This window comes from uncultured Prevotella sp. (genome assembly GCF_946407605.1).
Lineage (GTDB): Bacteria > Bacteroidota > Bacteroidia > Bacteroidales > Bacteroidaceae > Prevotella.
Window position 1 is genome coordinate 62,094 of sequence record NZ_CAMJOS010000010.1, and the last position, 15,387, is coordinate 77,480.

The 15,387-nt window shown below is 50.7% G+C and carries 11 protein-coding genes; 8 read left to right on the forward strand and 3 right to left on the reverse strand.

From position 1 onward, the window contains the following. Positions 1-504: 504 nt before the first annotated feature. Genes Q0R57_RS06160 through Q0R57_RS06175 form a run of 4 tightly spaced genes read left to right on the forward strand, consistent with a single transcriptional unit; the run spans position 505 to position 6,097 of the window. Entirely contained in the window at positions 505-993 is a 489-nt protein-coding gene (locus tag Q0R57_RS06160; protein ID WP_294744747.1) for a helix-turn-helix transcriptional regulator, read from the forward strand. Positions 994-1,050: 57 nt separating this feature from the next. Further along, entirely contained in the window at positions 1,051-1,887 is an 837-nt protein-coding gene (locus Q0R57_RS06165; protein WP_294744750.1) for a dihydroorotate dehydrogenase electron transfer subunit, read from the forward strand. Then, on the forward strand, positions 1,875-2,783 hold the full coding sequence (locus Q0R57_RS06170) for a dihydroorotate dehydrogenase (RefSeq protein ID WP_294744752.1): 909 nt from the start codon (positions 1,875-1,877) through the stop codon (positions 2,781-2,783). Before Q0R57_RS06165 ends, Q0R57_RS06170 begins: the two co-directional genes overlap by 13 nt. Positions 2,784-2,788: 5 nt before the next feature. Continuing rightward, positions 2,789-6,097 (forward strand): autotransporter-associated beta strand repeat-containing protein, encoded by a 3,309-nt coding sequence (locus Q0R57_RS06175; RefSeq protein ID WP_294744755.1) that lies wholly within the window; start codon positions 2,789-2,791, stop codon positions 6,095-6,097. Positions 6,098-6,263: 166 nt separating this feature from the next. Here the strand turns inward: Q0R57_RS06175 and aroC are convergent, their stop codons facing one another. The 3 genes from aroC to Q0R57_RS06190 form a co-directional block, all read right to left on the reverse strand. Then, a complete protein-coding gene (gene aroC / locus Q0R57_RS06180; protein ID WP_294744758.1) occupies positions 6,264-7,463 on the reverse strand; it encodes a chorismate synthase in 1,200 nt (399 codons plus the stop codon). Positions 7,464-7,489: 26 nt separating this feature from the next. Further along, positions 7,490-8,062: an FKBP-type peptidyl-prolyl cis-trans isomerase gene (locus Q0R57_RS06185; RefSeq protein WP_294744761.1), complete on the reverse strand. Its 573-nt coding sequence runs from the start codon at positions 8,060-8,062 to the stop codon at positions 7,490-7,492. Positions 8,063-8,209: 147 nt separating this feature from the next. After that, positions 8,210-9,010, reverse strand: coding sequence for a flavodoxin (locus Q0R57_RS06190; RefSeq protein WP_294744765.1), 801 nt, complete (start codon positions 9,008-9,010; stop codon positions 8,210-8,212). 202 nt (positions 9,011-9,212) lie between these two features. Between Q0R57_RS06190 and Q0R57_RS06195 the strand changes: the two genes are divergently transcribed. The 4 genes from Q0R57_RS06195 to Q0R57_RS06210 all read left to right on the forward strand — a co-directional run bounded on the left by Q0R57_RS06195 (position 9,213) and on the right by Q0R57_RS06210 (position 15,223). After that, positions 9,213-10,967, forward strand: a complete 1,755-nt coding sequence (locus tag Q0R57_RS06195; protein ID WP_294744768.1) for a carbohydrate-binding domain-containing protein — start codon at positions 9,213-9,215, stop codon at positions 10,965-10,967. A gap of 128 nt (positions 10,968-11,095) precedes the next feature. Further along, a complete protein-coding gene (locus Q0R57_RS06200) occupies positions 11,096-12,682 on the forward strand; it encodes a glycoside hydrolase family 30 protein (RefSeq protein ID WP_294744771.1) in 1,587 nt (528 codons plus the stop codon). A 1-nt stretch (position 12,683) separates the two neighbouring features. Beyond that, positions 12,684-14,579, forward strand: a complete 1,896-nt coding sequence (locus Q0R57_RS06205; protein ID WP_294744774.1) for a family 43 glycosylhydrolase — start codon at positions 12,684-12,686, stop codon at positions 14,577-14,579. Positions 14,580-14,863: 284 nt separating this feature from the next. Beyond that, positions 14,864-15,223: a hypothetical protein gene (locus tag Q0R57_RS06210; RefSeq protein WP_294744777.1), complete on the forward strand. Its 360-nt coding sequence runs from the start codon at positions 14,864-14,866 to the stop codon at positions 15,221-15,223. Positions 15,224-15,387: the final 164 nt, after the last annotated feature.

The following is a 15,387-nucleotide window of genomic DNA, read 5'->3' on the forward strand; positions in this document are numbered from 1 at the left end:
ATTAAACTTTAAATATCGTCGTTTAAATATATAAATGCATAAATATAAAACTACAAACTTAAAGATATAAGTCTATAACAATCAACAAGTTAACTAAAAATCATAAAGCAAAAAGGCTCAGAATACTATTCCACTTACAACTATTCATTTAACTGAATATCCCCTATTATCAGGCCTTTTTACTTGGATATACAACTCTTAATCTTTGCATATATGCCCTAATTATAGGGTTTGTGGTGGTTGTAATGATTGAATAATCAGTGAGTTATGTATTATTGCTTATATTTTACTTAATCGCACTTTACAGTCTTGAATACGTATTTGTAAATGTAAACCAAGAAAACTTGTCTTTATTACTTTGATTTTACAAATATGAAACAGAAAATTTAAACTTTAATATCGTAAATTCTTCTTTAAAAAGTTGCACGTTTCATTTTTTCTCTTTACCTTTGTAAACTGAAACGAAAATGCCCAAAATGGGCTCCAAAACAACTTGATAAGCAAATGAAGGACAGAATCAGACAGATTATGGAGTCACAACACATGACTCAACAGGTGTTCGCAAATTGCATCGGAACGACACCCGCCACCTTGAGTGGCATCTTTAACGATCGCACCCGCCCTACTATTAACATCATTGAGAGCATCAAAAAGAAATTTCCTGACATCAGTCTCGAATGGCTCATGTTTGGTATTGGTGATATGTACCAGACCTCATCTACCCCCCTTCAGGGTGATCAACAGTCCCAAATTGTACCTCCTTCTATGGGGCAAAATGTACAAGATCAAGTCCTCGATTTTTCATCACAGGCTGCTCCTACCCCTTCTTTTGCCCCTCAGCAGACGCTTTCTTACAATAGTGTCAGAAATACACATCAAGAAATGAACCGTGAAGAGGTAAAAATAGTTGACAAACCTATGCGAAAAGTCACCGAGATTCGGGTGTACTATGATGACCAGACGTGGGAAAGTTTCGTGCCTTCTAAGAAATAATTCAAAAAAAATGTGTATCTTTGCACCTGAATTAGTATATATATTAATAAGGTGTAAATGAAAAAATATATTCTGGACCTTCAGGTCAAGTCAGTAGATCGTGTTCATGAACGTTATGTGCTGATTAGACTGACGGATGATAAGCCCTTGCCAGAAATGCTGCCTGGGCAATTTGTAGAAGTGCGTGTTGACGGCTCATCTACAACTTTTCTGCGCCGTCCTATCTCAATTAATTTCGTGGATCGACAGGCCAACGAGCTGTGGCTGCTGGTGGCCTGTGTGGGTGACGGCACCCGTCGTCTGGCTGAACTGAAAGCTGGCGATACCCTTAATTGCGTGTTGCCCTTAGGTAACGGCTTTACATTACCTGTCACCTCTTACCCTTCTTGCGTCCCTTCGGTAGCAAGCGAGCAAAGCTCGAGCGCACCTTTCACCTTTCACCTTTCACCTCTCTTAGTAGGTGGTGGCGTGGGTGTAGCCCCGCTGCTCTATTTGGGCAAGGTGCTGAAAGAGAAGGGTGTAGAGCCAACGTTCTTGCTTGGAGCGCGTTCTGCCAAGGATTTGCTGATGCTCTCGGAGTTTGAGAAGTATGGACGGGTATTGGTGACCACAGAGGACGGCACGATGGGAGAAAAAGGCTTCGTAACCAACCATAGCGTGCTACAGCAGGAGCAATTTGACATGATTCAGGTCTGCGGTCCTACGCCAATGATGAAGGCGGTGGCGCGTTATGCCAACGAGAAAGGCATTGAGTGTGAGGTGTCGCTTGAGAACCTAATGGCCTGCGGCCTGGGGGCTTGTTTGTGTTGTGTGGAGAAGACCAAAGAAGGTAATTTGTGTGTATGTAAGGAAGGTCCCGTATTTAATATCAAGAGATTGTTATGGCAAAGTTAGATGTAAATATAGGCGCATTGAAGCTGAAGAACCCCGTGATGACTGCCTCTGGAACCTTTGGCTATGGTCTTGAGTTCCAGGACTTTGTGTCACTTTCTGAGATTGGCGGCATCATTGTGAAGGGTACTACCCTGAAGCCCCGTGAGGGCAATGACTACCCCCGTATGGCAGAGACGCCGCAGGGCATGTTGAACTGTGTGGGACTGCAGAACAAGGGGGTGGATTATTTCTGCGAGCATATCTATCCCCAGCTGTTGCCTACTGGTGGTACGTATATCGTCAATGTCAGTGGCTCGTCGCCAGAGGATTATGCCGAGTGTGCCGCCCGTGTGGATGCTTTGGAGCATATTCCTGCTATAGAATTGAATATCTCGTGTCCTAACGTGAGAGACGGTGGTATGGCCTTCGGCGTGACCTGTGCAGGAGCCTCGAGTGTGGTGAAAGCGGTGCGTCAGGCTTATCATAAGACGCTGATAGTCAAGCTGTCACCTAATGTGACGGACATTACCGAGATTGCCCGTGCCGTAGAGGCTGAGGGTGCCGACTCCGTGTCGCTTATCAACACCCTGATGGGTATGGCTGTCGATATAGAGAAGCGTAAGAAGACCCTCTCTATCGGTACTGGCGGCTTGAGTGGTCCCTGTGTAAAACCTGTGGCCCTGCGTATGGTCAATCAGGTGGCTAAGGCCGTAAAAATCCCTGTGATTGGTTTGGGTGGTATCAGTAGTGCCACTGATGCTATCGAGTTCTTGATGTGTGGTGCTACTGCCATTGAGATTGGCACCGCCAACTTCCTCGATCCTGCTATTACTATCAAGGTACGCGACGGTATCAACGACTGGCTCGACAGTCATCATATCGCTGATATCAACGAGATTATCGGAGCAATACAATAATTACTATGAAATCTAATCTACTAATCGGTCTGATGCTGTTGATGGGCAGCATGACGTCCTCTTCCCAGCAGCTCGCATTTCCAAATGCTCAGGGCTGGGGACGTTTCGCTACTGGCGGACGTTCTGGCTCTGTATATCATGTGACTAACCTCAATGATTCTGGCACTGGCAGCCTTCGTGATGCCGTGAGTCAGCCTAACCGCATCGTGGTGTTCGATGTGGCTGGCGTCATCCGCATCAACTCGCGCATGTCGTTTGCCAAGAACCTCTATGTGGCTGGTCAGACCGCCCCTGGCGAGGGTATCACCGTCTATGGCGACGGCGTCACCTTCTCGGGTTCCGACAATATCATTGTGCGCTATATGCGTTTCCGAATGGGTGCTGTAGGTACCAAGGATAAGGATGCTGGTGGCATTGCCAATGGTCAGAACATGATCTTCGACCACTGCTCCTTCTCGTGGGGACAGGACGAGAACTTTTCCGTGAACTGGGATAACAAAGGCACCGCCCCCAAGAATATCACGCTGATGAACTGCATCGTGGGACAGGGTCTGATGACGCACAGTGCCGGCGGACTGATGCAGGGCGAGAATATCTCGCTCTATCGCATCCTGCTGGTCGACAATTCCACCCGTAATTTCAAGGTGAAGGGCGTGAACCAGTATGTCAACAACCTGGTTTATAACTGGAAGAACTACGCCTATAACATGGGTGGCGACAGCGAGGGCGAGTCATTCGCCAACATCGAGTCGAACCTCTTTGTCAACGGGCCCGATGGCGGTGGCAACTGTCTGGACGGCGGTAATGCGAAGTTCCATTTCTATGGCGCAGACAACTGGCAGGACGCCAATCGCGACGGCATCCTGAATCCCACGGAGTTTACAGGTAATGGTGGTGGCGACAGACAGTCTTCGCCCTATGACTATCCCGCTTTGGAGAAATGGTCTGCTCGCGACCTTGTGGATAAGCTGATTCCTGAGGTGGGGGCCTCGTTGCCTTATCGCGACCTGGCCGACTGCTATATGGTTGAAGAGGTGCTCTCGTTTGGCAAGAAAGGTAAGCTCATCACCAACGAGAACGAGTTGCCTATCGGCGTGCCCACCCAGTGGACGATGTTTGCAGGCACCAAGCCTACAGATACCGATAATGACGGCATGCCCGACTGGTGGGAGGAGGCTAATGGCACCAACAAGAACGCCAACGACGCGATGACTATAGCCGACAATGGCTATGCCAATATCGAGAACTATATCAACAGCATCACCAAGGCTAACCGTGAGTTCTTCCTGCGTGCTCCCTTGTTGCTGGAGCTTACCGCCTCGACGCCTAACAGTCTGACCCTCGCATGGGCCGACTATACCGAGGATGAGGATGGCTTTATCGTAGAGATCAAGCAGGACGGACAGTTCATGGAGGTAGGCCGTACGGCCAATTCTCAATTCTCAATTCTGAATTCTCAACACCCCTTACAGCCAGCCTCGACCTATGTGGTTCGCGTCTGTGCCTACAAGGGCGACCAGAAATCGGCCTATACGCCAGAGCTTACCGTGAAGACGCGTCCTGAGCAGACCGACCTCATCGACATCGACGCCTTTACAGGGGAGGGTGAGGGAGAATGGCTCATCAATCCTACTGATGATCAGGTGATTACACTCACAGAGCCAACGCCAAAGACTGCCGTGGTGGTGCGTAGCGATGCCCATGTCACCATCGACGGCACAGGCTATATCAGCGGTTCTGCCTCCATGAATAAAGGTGGCGAGGGTACGCTGACCATCGCCAGCGGCCAGCATTATGAGGGTGCTACCGTATTACATGGCGGCATCTATGAGTTCTCGTCGCTGAAGAATGGCGAGGAGGCCAGCGGCCTGGGCATGAGTCAGGAGTTTGCACAGAACTGGGTGATGGACGGCGGTACCTATCGCTATACCGGCACCTCTACGGCCACCAACCGTTCTGCTCGTCTCTATGATGCCACCACCTTTGCTGTGGCTAACAAGAGTGCTGTGGTCACGATGAACGGCAGCATCGAGGGTAGCGGCGACCTCATCATCGATGGTGAGGGTACCGTAGGTGTCAACACTCCCAACTTCTTTACGTTTAACGGCGACGTCGTGATGAAGGGCGGTACGTTAAAGCTCAACAAACGTGAGATCTCCGAGGCTGGCATAGGTTCTGCCTCGAAACTCGTTGTTCTTGGTGGCACCTTTACTACTGTAGGCAAGAACGAGGGTAACATCACTTATAACTTCCCCATCGAGGTGCCCGAGGGTTCTAATGGTACCGTCGATTTCGACCTCTGGAACTCTAATAAATGTAAGGTGTCTGGTAAGGGTACGCTGACGTGGAATGTCCATTATGTCCGTGAGTATATCGAGGGCAACTGGGACAGCTTCACTGGCCGACTTATCGTCAAAGGTACGGGTAATGCTGGCTCCAGCCAGTTTGCCGTACGTAATGGCACGGGCATCAAGAACGCTACCCTGCAACTCAAGGGCAATGCCGCTGTTCATGGTGCTAAGACTAACTCGACGTATTACCTTGGCGGCCTCTCAGGCGATGCTTCTACCTTCCTCGCTGGCTTCGACGTGAAGACGGCAGGCAAGGGCACATGGGTTGTTGGTGGCGCTAATACTGACGAGACCTTCCGTGGTGTTATCAACGATTACGACCAGAAGAACTCTCATGCCGGCACCACGAATATTGAGAAGCAGGGCTCGGGCGACTGGCGACTGACGGGTGCTAACGTCTATAGCGGAACGACTGTGGTGGGCAAGGGCCGACTCATTGTCAATGGCAGCCACACTGGTACTGGTGCTGTCACCGTGCGCACTGGTGCTACGCTGGCTGGTAGGGGCGCTCTCAAAGGTGCCGTCACCATTCAGAATGGTGGCATCCTGCAGGTGGGCGACACGCTGGCTACAGAAAAGGGACTGACATTCAATGGTGGACTGAAGCTCCAAAACGGTGCCATCCTGAAACTCAACGATAAGATGGCGGCTGTGCAGCGTACTGCTGGTACGACTATCAAGGTGTTCACGGGTACTGTTACTGGTACTTTCGCCGAGATTATTCCTGCTACACCTGGTGAAGGTCAGCGTTGGGACACCTCCGAACTCTATACGAAAGGTATGCTGAAGGTGGCCGACGATACAGACAATATCACCAACCTGAAAGACCAGCAACCTGTCAGTCGGGCATTTTATACCTTGTCAGGTGAAAGGGTCACATCGCCTACAAGAGGTGTTTATTTGATGATAACACGCTCTGAAGACGGACAAAAGGTGTCGAAGAAGATTTACATCAGGGACTAATAAATAAGGGCTACCAATCGGTAGCCCTTAACCAACACAAAAACTAAACTAGACTTAACTAAAACAATTTAGACTTTCACAAGCCCACGATTGCATCTGCAAAGATAAAACAAAATTTTTATTCCGCAAAGAGTTTTCTCATATTTTTTGTATTTTTCTTGAAAAACTACCTATTTTGGTAGGCTTGATGACATAAAAAGGCATCTAAAATCACCATTGCAGCCATCGCCTCTACTACAGGTACCGCTCTTGGCAGGACGCAGGGGTCATGACGTCCGCGGGCTGTAAAGGTGGTGGCGTTGCCTTCCAAATCAACCGTTTCCTGAGGACGGAGTAGGGTAGCCACTGGCTTGAAAGCCACACGGAAATAGATGTCCTGTCCGTTGCTGATACCGCCTTGAATGCCGCCGCTGTGGTTAGTGGCGGTTTTTAGTTTAGAGTTTAGAGTGTAGAGTTTAGAGTTTGCTGCCGCCACTCCTTCTGCGCCAGCCCCTGATTCGGTAGGAAATTCTTCACTCTTAACTCTTCGCTCGGCTTTGCCGCTTTGCTCCGCAAAGAACTCTTCACTCAAGAATACGTCATTTTGTTCCGATCCGCGTAGGCTGACGCCGGCGAAGCCCTCGCCATATTCAAAGCCCTTCACTGCGTTGATGCTCAACATCGCACTACCCAATTGGGCGTGCAGCTTGTCGAACTCCGGCTCGCCCAAACCTATGGGACAGCCTTTGATGACGCAGGTGATGACACCACCGATGGTGTCGCCTTCGGCCTTCACCTGTTCTATCAGGCGCTCCATCTCCTCGGCCTTGGCGGGGTCGGGACAGCGTACGCTGTTGGTCTCTGTCAGGTTCAGGTCGTAACGCTTGTAATCACGGTCCAGGGCGATGTCGCCCACCTGTGAGGTATAGGCCTGAATGCTGATGCCCATCTGTCGCAGCACCAACTTAGCCAGCGCACCACCCACCACACGACTGATGGTGATGCGAGCTGAAGAACGGCCACCACCGCGATGGTCGCGCGTACCATATTTATTATAGTAGGTGAAATCAGCATGTGAGGGACGGAAAAGTGTACGCAGGTTCTCGTAGTCCTGCGAGTGCTGGTTCTGGTTGCGTACGATGAAGCCGATGGGACAGCCCGTCGTCTTGCCTTCAAACACACCACTCAGCAGTTCCACCTCGTCGGCTTCCTGTCTTGACGTGGTAATCTTGCTCTGGCCCGGTCTGCGGCGGTTCAGCTCACTCTGGATGAACTCCATATCCACCTCAATGCCTGCCGGCATACCGTCAACCACGCCACCGATGGCAGCACCGTGGCTCTCACCAAACGTGGTTAGCGTAAACAGATGTCCAAACGTATTCTTCATCACCTTTCACCTTTCACCTTTCACCTTTAATGGCAACCGCATTCGCCGTTGCCGCAGTCTCCTCCGCAGTCACCACAGTGACCGCCGCAACCACCACACTCGTGACTCATTTGGTTCAGCAGGTGCTGAATCTCCTCTTTCGTGGCGTCGCGGTTTTCCAGCACCTCACCCTTAAACTGCAGGGTCTTGCCTGCCAACGGGTGGTTGGTGTCGAGTGTCACAGCCTCGTTGTCCATGGCGATGACACGAGCCAGGAACCGCTTGTCCTCGTTGTCTGTCAGCGTGATGACGGCACCCTCGAAGATATGATCGCTGTCGAACCTGCCGTCTATGTAGAACATCTCGCGCTTCATCTTGTGCACACCCTCCTCGTCGTAGTCGCCGAAGGCCTCGTCGGGCGTCAGCGTGAAGTCGAACTTCTCGCCCTGTGGCAACTCTATCATACGCTGCTCAAAGGTGTCGAGCGAGAATCCGAAGCCCGTGATAAAGCGGAAGGGGCGCTCCTGTTCCGTCTGTTCCTCCAGCTGTTTCTCGCCGTTGGCGTCGATGGAATAAAGTTGATAACTTACTGAGATGTACTTGCTTTGCTTATTGTCCATTTTATTTCTGGTTATGATAAGGGGTTTTATTTTTGGCCACAAAGGTAACAAAAATTTCCGAGATTATTGCAAAAACCTCGGAAATCTTCTACTTTTATGTGTTTTCTCCTTATTTCGTCGAACAGCCAGAGGCTGTCTCTGACAGACTTAGCGAACCACCTGCGTAAACTCGGGCTTGGCGTCGGGAGCACTACCTACGATGACATAGATGATCGAGGTAGACTCTTGGCCATCCATGCCACGACCCGTGACGGTGAATTTATAGTCGGTGCCATCAGGTGTGATGCGCTTGCCTACCGTCTGGGGTGTGCCCAAGGGGAACTGATAGCTGGAGCAGGCTTCATCGAAGATTTTACGCTCTGCATCGGTCACAGGCTGCTGGGCAGAGTAGTCGGGCAGTTTCTGTACCTTACCTTTCTTATAACCGTTCTCCTTCAGGAAACGGTCGAGTTCCTTTGCTGCTGAGGCTACACGGGCCGTACGAACACCATAACCCTCGCAAATGGTAGCTTTGGGCAGGGCCTTGCGCAGGGCGTCGCTCGATGTGTTCAGACCACCACTACCGAAGGTGCAGAAGGGTACGATCTTCTTACCGGCAAAGTCGTTCTCCTTCACCAGCGTGACGATAGGATTGGCGTAGGTGCCAAACCAGATGGGATAGCCCAGGAAGATAATGTCGTAGTCGGCAATCTTCTTTGTGAGCGCTTTCAGTGCGGGGTACTCACCGCTCTGCATCTCACGCTGTCCGCGTTGAATGGTTTCCTGGAAATTGCCTGAGTATGGCTCTACGGCCTCGATGCTCTCGATGTCTGCACCTGTCTGCTTCTGCAGTTCCTCGGCAACGGCCTTCGTCGTGCCCGTCTCTGAATAATAGAGCACCAATAATTTCTGAGCTGATACAGTTGTCATAGCTGTCATAGCTGCAATGGTAAATAAAAGTTTCTTCATAATTTGGTTTATTAATTTGTATGATCTCATCTCGTGAAAATAGATTTTCGCTGCAAAGATACAAAAAAGTATGAAAACGAATCACCTTTTTGACGAAAAACTGATCAGATTTACTGAACATAATGGCCAGTTCGCTGATTTTATTTGGAAAATAGGTTTTATTATATTACCTTTGCTGCATGATATACTAAAACAGATAATTATGAAGAAGACTTTGGTTTTTGCGATGCTTATAGCTTCTGTGGTAGCAATGACATGCTGCACATCGGATGACCCGTTCCAGGAATATTACAATAACAATGAGTGGAACAACGGCGGTAACATGAGTAATGGAAATTCGGCCACCACGGGCGAGCTGACCTCGTTTGACGTCGCCATAGACAAGACAACGGCAGAGCCTGCGGACATTGCTACGGCTTCTTTCCCCGACGAGGAGGACGATCTGGCGAATAATGACTTCTCGACAGAGGTTAGCATCGACATGTCTAATCCTGTGGCAAAGACGGAGAACGGCGTGGAGGTGACGGTCAACGGTGGTCACGTAACGGCGAATCATGGCTCTGAGAAGAAGGTGTGCTACGTGGTGAGCGGCACGACGACCAACGGTTCGCTGACCATCCTTGGCGACAAGAAATATGCCGTGAAACTCAGTGGCGTGAGCATCACCAACCCCGACTCGGCAGCGCTGAACCTGCTGAGTGGCAAGCGGGCCTTCATCATCCTGGCCGATGGCACCACTAACACCCTGGCCGACGGCACAGGCGGATCGCAGAAGGGCGCACTCTACTGCAAGGGCAAGCTGCTGTTCAACGGCAGCGGTGCGCTGAGTGTCACGGGCAATAGCAATAACGGCATCCATTCGGCCGACTATATCGCCTTCAGCAAGGGCTGCAACATCTATGTGAAGTCCACCGCCAACCACGGCATCAAGGCCAACGACGGCATCTACATCAACGGCGGCATCCTGAACGTGGAGGTCTCGGCTGCGGCGGCCAAGGGCATCAACTGCGAGAGTCATATTGTTGTCAACGGCGGACGTACCACCGTGATAAACACAGGCGACGGCACCTATGACACTGACGATAATGAGGCCAAGGGTGGGGCAGGCATCAAGGCTGACTCTACGTTGACCATGAATGGCGGCGAGCTGTGGCTGAAGAGCACAGGCTCAGGCGGCAAGGGCATCAATGTGGATATGGAAGCCACGTTTAATGGCGGTAGTGTGTATATCGTCACCACGGGCGGACAGTACAAGAGCAACAATGACACCTCGTCGCCCAAGGGCATCAAGGTCGATGGTAATATCACCGTTAGCGGAGGCCGTATCTGGGTGCGCACCAGCGGTACCAATGGCGAGGGCATCGAGACGAAGAAGGAACTAAGCATCACTGGTGGTGAGGTGGCCTCGTATGCCTACGACGATGCCATCAACTCGAAGAGTAATATGACCATCAGCGGTGGCTATGTCTATGCCCAGGGACAGAACAATGACGGACTGGATGCTAACGGCAACTGCTATATCAAGGGTGGCACCGTCTATGCCATCTGCTCCGGCTCTCCTGAGGTGGCCATTGATGCCAATACAGAGGGCGGCTACAAGCTCTACCTCACAGGCGGTACCATCGTTGCCGTGGGTGGACTGGAAAGTGGCAGCAGTCTGACGCAGTCCTGCTATCAGGCCTCGTCGTGGAGCAGTAACACATGGTATGCGATGACCATCGACGGCAGCACCTTCTCGTTTAAGACCCCTTCGAGTGGCGGTTCCGGTCTCGTAGTCAGCGGCGCCTCACAGCCCACACTCCTGTCGGGCGTCAGCGTCAGCAGCGGCACCTCATACTTCGGTGGTCTCGCCATCACTGGCGGCACCGTCAGCGGTGGCACCAGCGTCATCCTCTCGTCCTATAGCGGAGGCAACGGCATGGGTGGCAATCCTGGCGGTCCTGGTGGCTGGCATTGATGACGTTTTTATTTGTGTTTTTAATCGGGAATTGAAGATTTGTGTCACAGTTTTGCTGTTGATAGAAAGAAAATGTGAAGATTTTGTTGTATCTTTGCAGCACAAATCTGAAACAAAAACTTAAGGCAATGAAGAAACTGACAACTCTATTCTTGATGGCCGTGGGCTTGGAGGCCTCGGCCCAGACATTCACACAGTACACCACCACGGAGCAGCAGCCGTGGCAAACGAAAGGCAAGGTTTCGCTCGCCTCAAAAGCGAAGGCGCAGCCAATTCTTCACTCTTCACTCTTCACTCTTCACTCAAAGCCCTTCAGGGCTTGGGGCACTTGTTTCAACGAGCTCGACCTTGATGCTATCCGTCTGTTGACGAAGGAGGAGCAAGAGAAGATAATGCATGATATCTTCGCGCCTGACGGAGATCTGCGTTTTACCCGTGGACGACTGACGATGAATGCCAACGACTACAGTAGGGCTTGGTACTCGTGCGACACGGTGGCAGGCGACTTCGCACTGAAGTACTTCAATATCGAGCACGACAAGGCAAACGTCATCCAGCTTATCAAGATGGCGCAAAAGTGGCAGCCTGCCATGACTTTCTGGGTGTCGCCTTGGAGTCCGCCCTCGTGGATGAAAATAAATCAGGACTATTGTGTGGCCAGCTCGCCATATAACACACAGCCGAAGGAGAAAGACTATCTGCTCTTTGATGATGGCGGACAGCCAGACCCCAACGAGATGCAGTTCTTGGGAGAGCGCCAGGGACTGTTCCCTAAGAAACTGGCCTCACAGAACTACTTCATCCAAGATCCACGTTACCTGCAGGCCTACGCCAACATGTTCTGCAAGTTCATTGAGCTCTATGCTGAGGAAAACATTCCCATCGACATGGTGATGTACCAGAACGAGGCCTACAGCTATACGCCTTATCCGGGCTGTGCATGGACGGCAGAAGGAACCATCAAGTTCAATAAGGACTATCTGGCACCTACGCTGAAAGAGAAGCACCCCGAGGTGAAGCTCTATGTAGGCACGTTCAATACCAACCGCCAAGATTACGTTGAAAAAATTGTCAGCGCACTCACTGCGCCAGCCAATTCTTGCGTCCCTTCGGTAGCAAGCGACCAGAGGTCGAGCGCTCAACTCTCAATTCTCAATTCTCAATTAATTGAGGGATTGGGCTTCCAATGGGAAGGTCGCGAGAACCTTGACTATATGCGCGAAATGCACCCCAACCTTCACATGATTAGCAGCGAGAGCGAGTGCGGCAACGGTCAGATGGACTGGCGTGCTGGCGAGCACACCTTCTACCTGCTGCATGAGTACATCGGTCGTGGCTGCGACGAATATTACAACTGGAATTTCATACTTTGCGATCAGGGTCGCAGCGCTTGGGGCTGGAAGCAGAATGCCCTCGTGCAGGTAATCACCTCCCCTACAGGGGGAGGTCGGGAGGGGGCTACCTATCGCTATACTCCTGAGTACTACGCCTATAAGCACTTCTCGCATTTCGTGGAGCCTGGCAGCACCCTCCTTGCCTTCTATCCGATAAAAGACGGTCTGCAGGCCATCGTCTTCCAGCGTCCTGACGGCAAACGTGTTGTCATCTGCGGCAATACCAACAACGAGGCAAAGCCCCTCAGCATCCAGCTTGGCAAGAAATATCTGAACATAAATCTTGCTGCCCATTCCTTTAATACGTTTGTAGAGAAATAATATGAAACGAATCGTTTTTTCTGTATTGGCAGTGGTGGTTAGCTTACAGGCTTCAGCACAAGAAATGTCTGGCTACCTCTTTGCCTATTTTGAGGGCAGTGGTGACACGAACCTGATGGAACAGTTGCATTTCGCGGTGAGCGAGGACGCACAGAACTGGTATGCGCTGAACGAGAACAGACCGATAATAGCTTCTGACAGCATCAGCGAGAGTGGCGGCATCCGCGACCCGCATATCCTAAGAGGTGAGGACGGTTGCTACTATATCGTGGCAACGGACATGCATGTGTTCGACCCGAAACAGGGGTGGGGGTCTAATCCTGGCATCGTGCTGCTGAAGTCGAAAGACCTCATTAATTGGACGCACGCGAAGATTAACCTCTCGAAGGACTGGAGCGAGCATTTCGGCGATGCCTACTGGGTGTGGGCGCCGCAGACCATCTACGACCGCAAGGCCCGGAAGTATATGATTTACTTTACCCTGCAGCGCAACGACCGCAAGACGCTCATCACCTACTATGCCTATGCCAACAAGGACTTCACGGCTTTCGAGAGCGAGCCGAAGGTGCTGTTTGAGGCGAAGTATGGCTCGATAGACAACGACATCATCTACAAGGACGGTGTGTACCACCTTTTCTATAAAGGCAACACGAAGGATGCTAACGGCAAGGAATTCAAGAACGGCATCCAACAGGCAACGTCTAAGAAGTTGACAGGACCATATAAGGAAGACTTCGAGTATATCGATGCCTATGCTGGTACGAGGACGCATGTGGAAGGTAGTGGCGTATTTAAATGTGGAGAGGAATATATTCTCATGTACGACCTCTATAGCTCTGGCCGCTACGAGTTCCAGCGGTCGAAGGACCTGAAGACGTTTACCAAGGAGCCGGAGTCGTTCCGCAAGGACTTCTTTCCCCGTCATGGTACGGTGATGTCGGTGACTGCCGACGAGCTGGAGCGCCTGCAGCAGAAATGGGGCTATGTGCTGAAGCATGAGTTCGAGAGCAACGGCAACCCCATAATCCGCGACAAACATACTGCTGACCCCGCCGTATTGGTGGAGGGCGACACCCTCTGGCTCTTTGCTGGGCATGATGCCGCAGGCAACCAGTCGGGCTATGTGATGAAAGACTGGCTGCTCTATTCTACTACTGATATGAAGCATTGGACGGAATATCCCTCGCCCCTGCGTATCGACGATTTCAAGTGGGCCGACAGTAAGCAAGCCTACGCAGGACATGTGGCCCGTGGCAAGGATGGTCGCTACTACTGGTACGTCTCCACCAACTGGTGTGGCATCGGCGTGGCTGTCAGCGACAAGATTACTGGTCCATACAAGGATGCACTCGGAAAACCCCTGCTCACCAACAAGGACTGCTTTGCCTCGAAACACAACTGGGCATGCATCGACCCAGCCATCCTCATTGACGATGACGGTACACCTTATATTATATGGGGCAATAAGGAGTGCTACTACGCCAAGTTGAAGGACAACATGATTGAGATTGATGGCGATATCCATCAGATTGACGTGCCTCGCTTCACCGAGGCCCCGTGGATGCACAAATATAAAGGTAAGTATTACCTGACCTATGCCAGTGAGTGGCCCGAGAAGATTGCATACGCCGTTGCCGACCATATCGGTGGCCCCTACACCCCCATGGGCATCATCAGCGAGATAGCAGGCAACTCCAACACCACCCATCCCGCCATCGTCAGCTTCAAGGACCAGTGGCTCTTCTTTAGCCATAATGGTGGTCTGCCCGATGGCACCAGCTATAGCCGCAGCATTATTGCTGAGCCTATGAGCTATGACAAGGATGGAAAGATTAACGTCATTCCGCCTACTGCACAAGGCGCAATAGACGCTTTTTCTCAAAAAAAGATGCCTTAGGGATATGATTCGTTGATTTTGGTCAACAAAAGAGGCTGTTTGCGCACACAATTGCCAAAAATCCATTGTCGGATGAAAAAATCGCCGTACCTTTGCATCGTCAAAAGGAACAAAAAGCCGCAACAAACGCTAAAAAATTCCTGGCGACAAGGATAACACAAACTAATAATAATTAAGGTAGGGGCCTTTGAAAGGTAAAAAGAAAAAAGTAACATTAATAAAAGGATAACAAACAAATTCAACCATTGCAGGCCCTGAGTAAAGAAAAGAAAGGAAAAAAGAGTATGAAAAAGATTGTTTTGATGGTAGTTGCCATGTTCACGATGACTATGTCATTTGCTGAGAACGAGAACAACAGCGCAGTGAAGAGTGTAGAGGCCTACGATATGACAGTCAATATGAGAAAGTTGGCCGTCGCACTCGACCTCACCTCAGACCAGATTGAGGCCGTGCAGGACATCCACACCGCTTTCTGCAACGACATGATGCTGGCAGCTTATGCCCACGCCGACGAGCGCAACGCTATGGTTGAGCAGGCCGTGAAGAAGGATGTTCGCTATATGCACTACATCCTGAACGAGAAGCAGTACAAGACTTACCTGCTGCTGCTTAACACCACTCTGAAGAACCGTGGACTGAAATAAGAAGGGTTAATAATAATATTGTAAATAAAGGGTGGACGCAAGATTGCTTGCGGCCACTCTTTTTTTTGTGTCCCAAATTTTTGTTTGTTCATCTTTTTCGCCTTGCGCGTGCTGTTGGTTTGGAAACAATTGTGTATCTTTGCACCACGATAACTAAATACACC

What these genes read in the sequence shown, in the direction of transcription:
- Q0R57_RS06160 (WP_294744747.1), top strand. Translation starts at nt 505, where the DNA reads ATGAAGGACAGAATCAGACAGATTATGGAGTCACAACACATGACTCAA.
- Q0R57_RS06165 (WP_294744750.1), top strand. Translation starts at nt 1,051, where the DNA reads ATGAAAAAATATATTCTGGACCTTCAGGTCAAGTCAGTAGATCGTGTT.
- Q0R57_RS06170 (WP_294744752.1), top strand. Translation starts at nt 1,875, where the DNA reads ATGGCAAAGTTAGATGTAAATATAGGCGCATTGAAGCTGAAGAACCCC.
- Q0R57_RS06175 (WP_294744755.1), top strand. Translation starts at nt 2,789, where the DNA reads ATGAAATCTAATCTACTAATCGGTCTGATGCTGTTGATGGGCAGCATG.
- aroC (WP_294744758.1), bottom strand. Translation starts at nt 7,463, where the DNA reads ATGAAGAATACGTTTGGACATCTGTTTACGCTAACCACGTTTGGTGAG.
- Q0R57_RS06185 (WP_294744761.1), bottom strand. Translation starts at nt 8,062, where the DNA reads ATGGACAATAAGCAAAGCAAGTACATCTCAGTAAGTTATCAACTTTAT.
- Q0R57_RS06190 (WP_294744765.1), bottom strand. Translation starts at nt 9,010, where the DNA reads ATGAAGAAACTTTTATTTACCATTGCAGCTATGACAGCTATGACAACT.
- Q0R57_RS06195 (WP_294744768.1), top strand. Translation starts at nt 9,213, where the DNA reads ATGAAGAAGACTTTGGTTTTTGCGATGCTTATAGCTTCTGTGGTAGCA.
- Q0R57_RS06200 (WP_294744771.1), top strand. Translation starts at nt 11,096, where the DNA reads ATGAAGAAACTGACAACTCTATTCTTGATGGCCGTGGGCTTGGAGGCC.
- Q0R57_RS06205 (WP_294744774.1), top strand. Translation starts at nt 12,684, where the DNA reads ATGAAACGAATCGTTTTTTCTGTATTGGCAGTGGTGGTTAGCTTACAG.
- Q0R57_RS06210 (WP_294744777.1), top strand. Translation starts at nt 14,864, where the DNA reads ATGAAAAAGATTGTTTTGATGGTAGTTGCCATGTTCACGATGACTATG.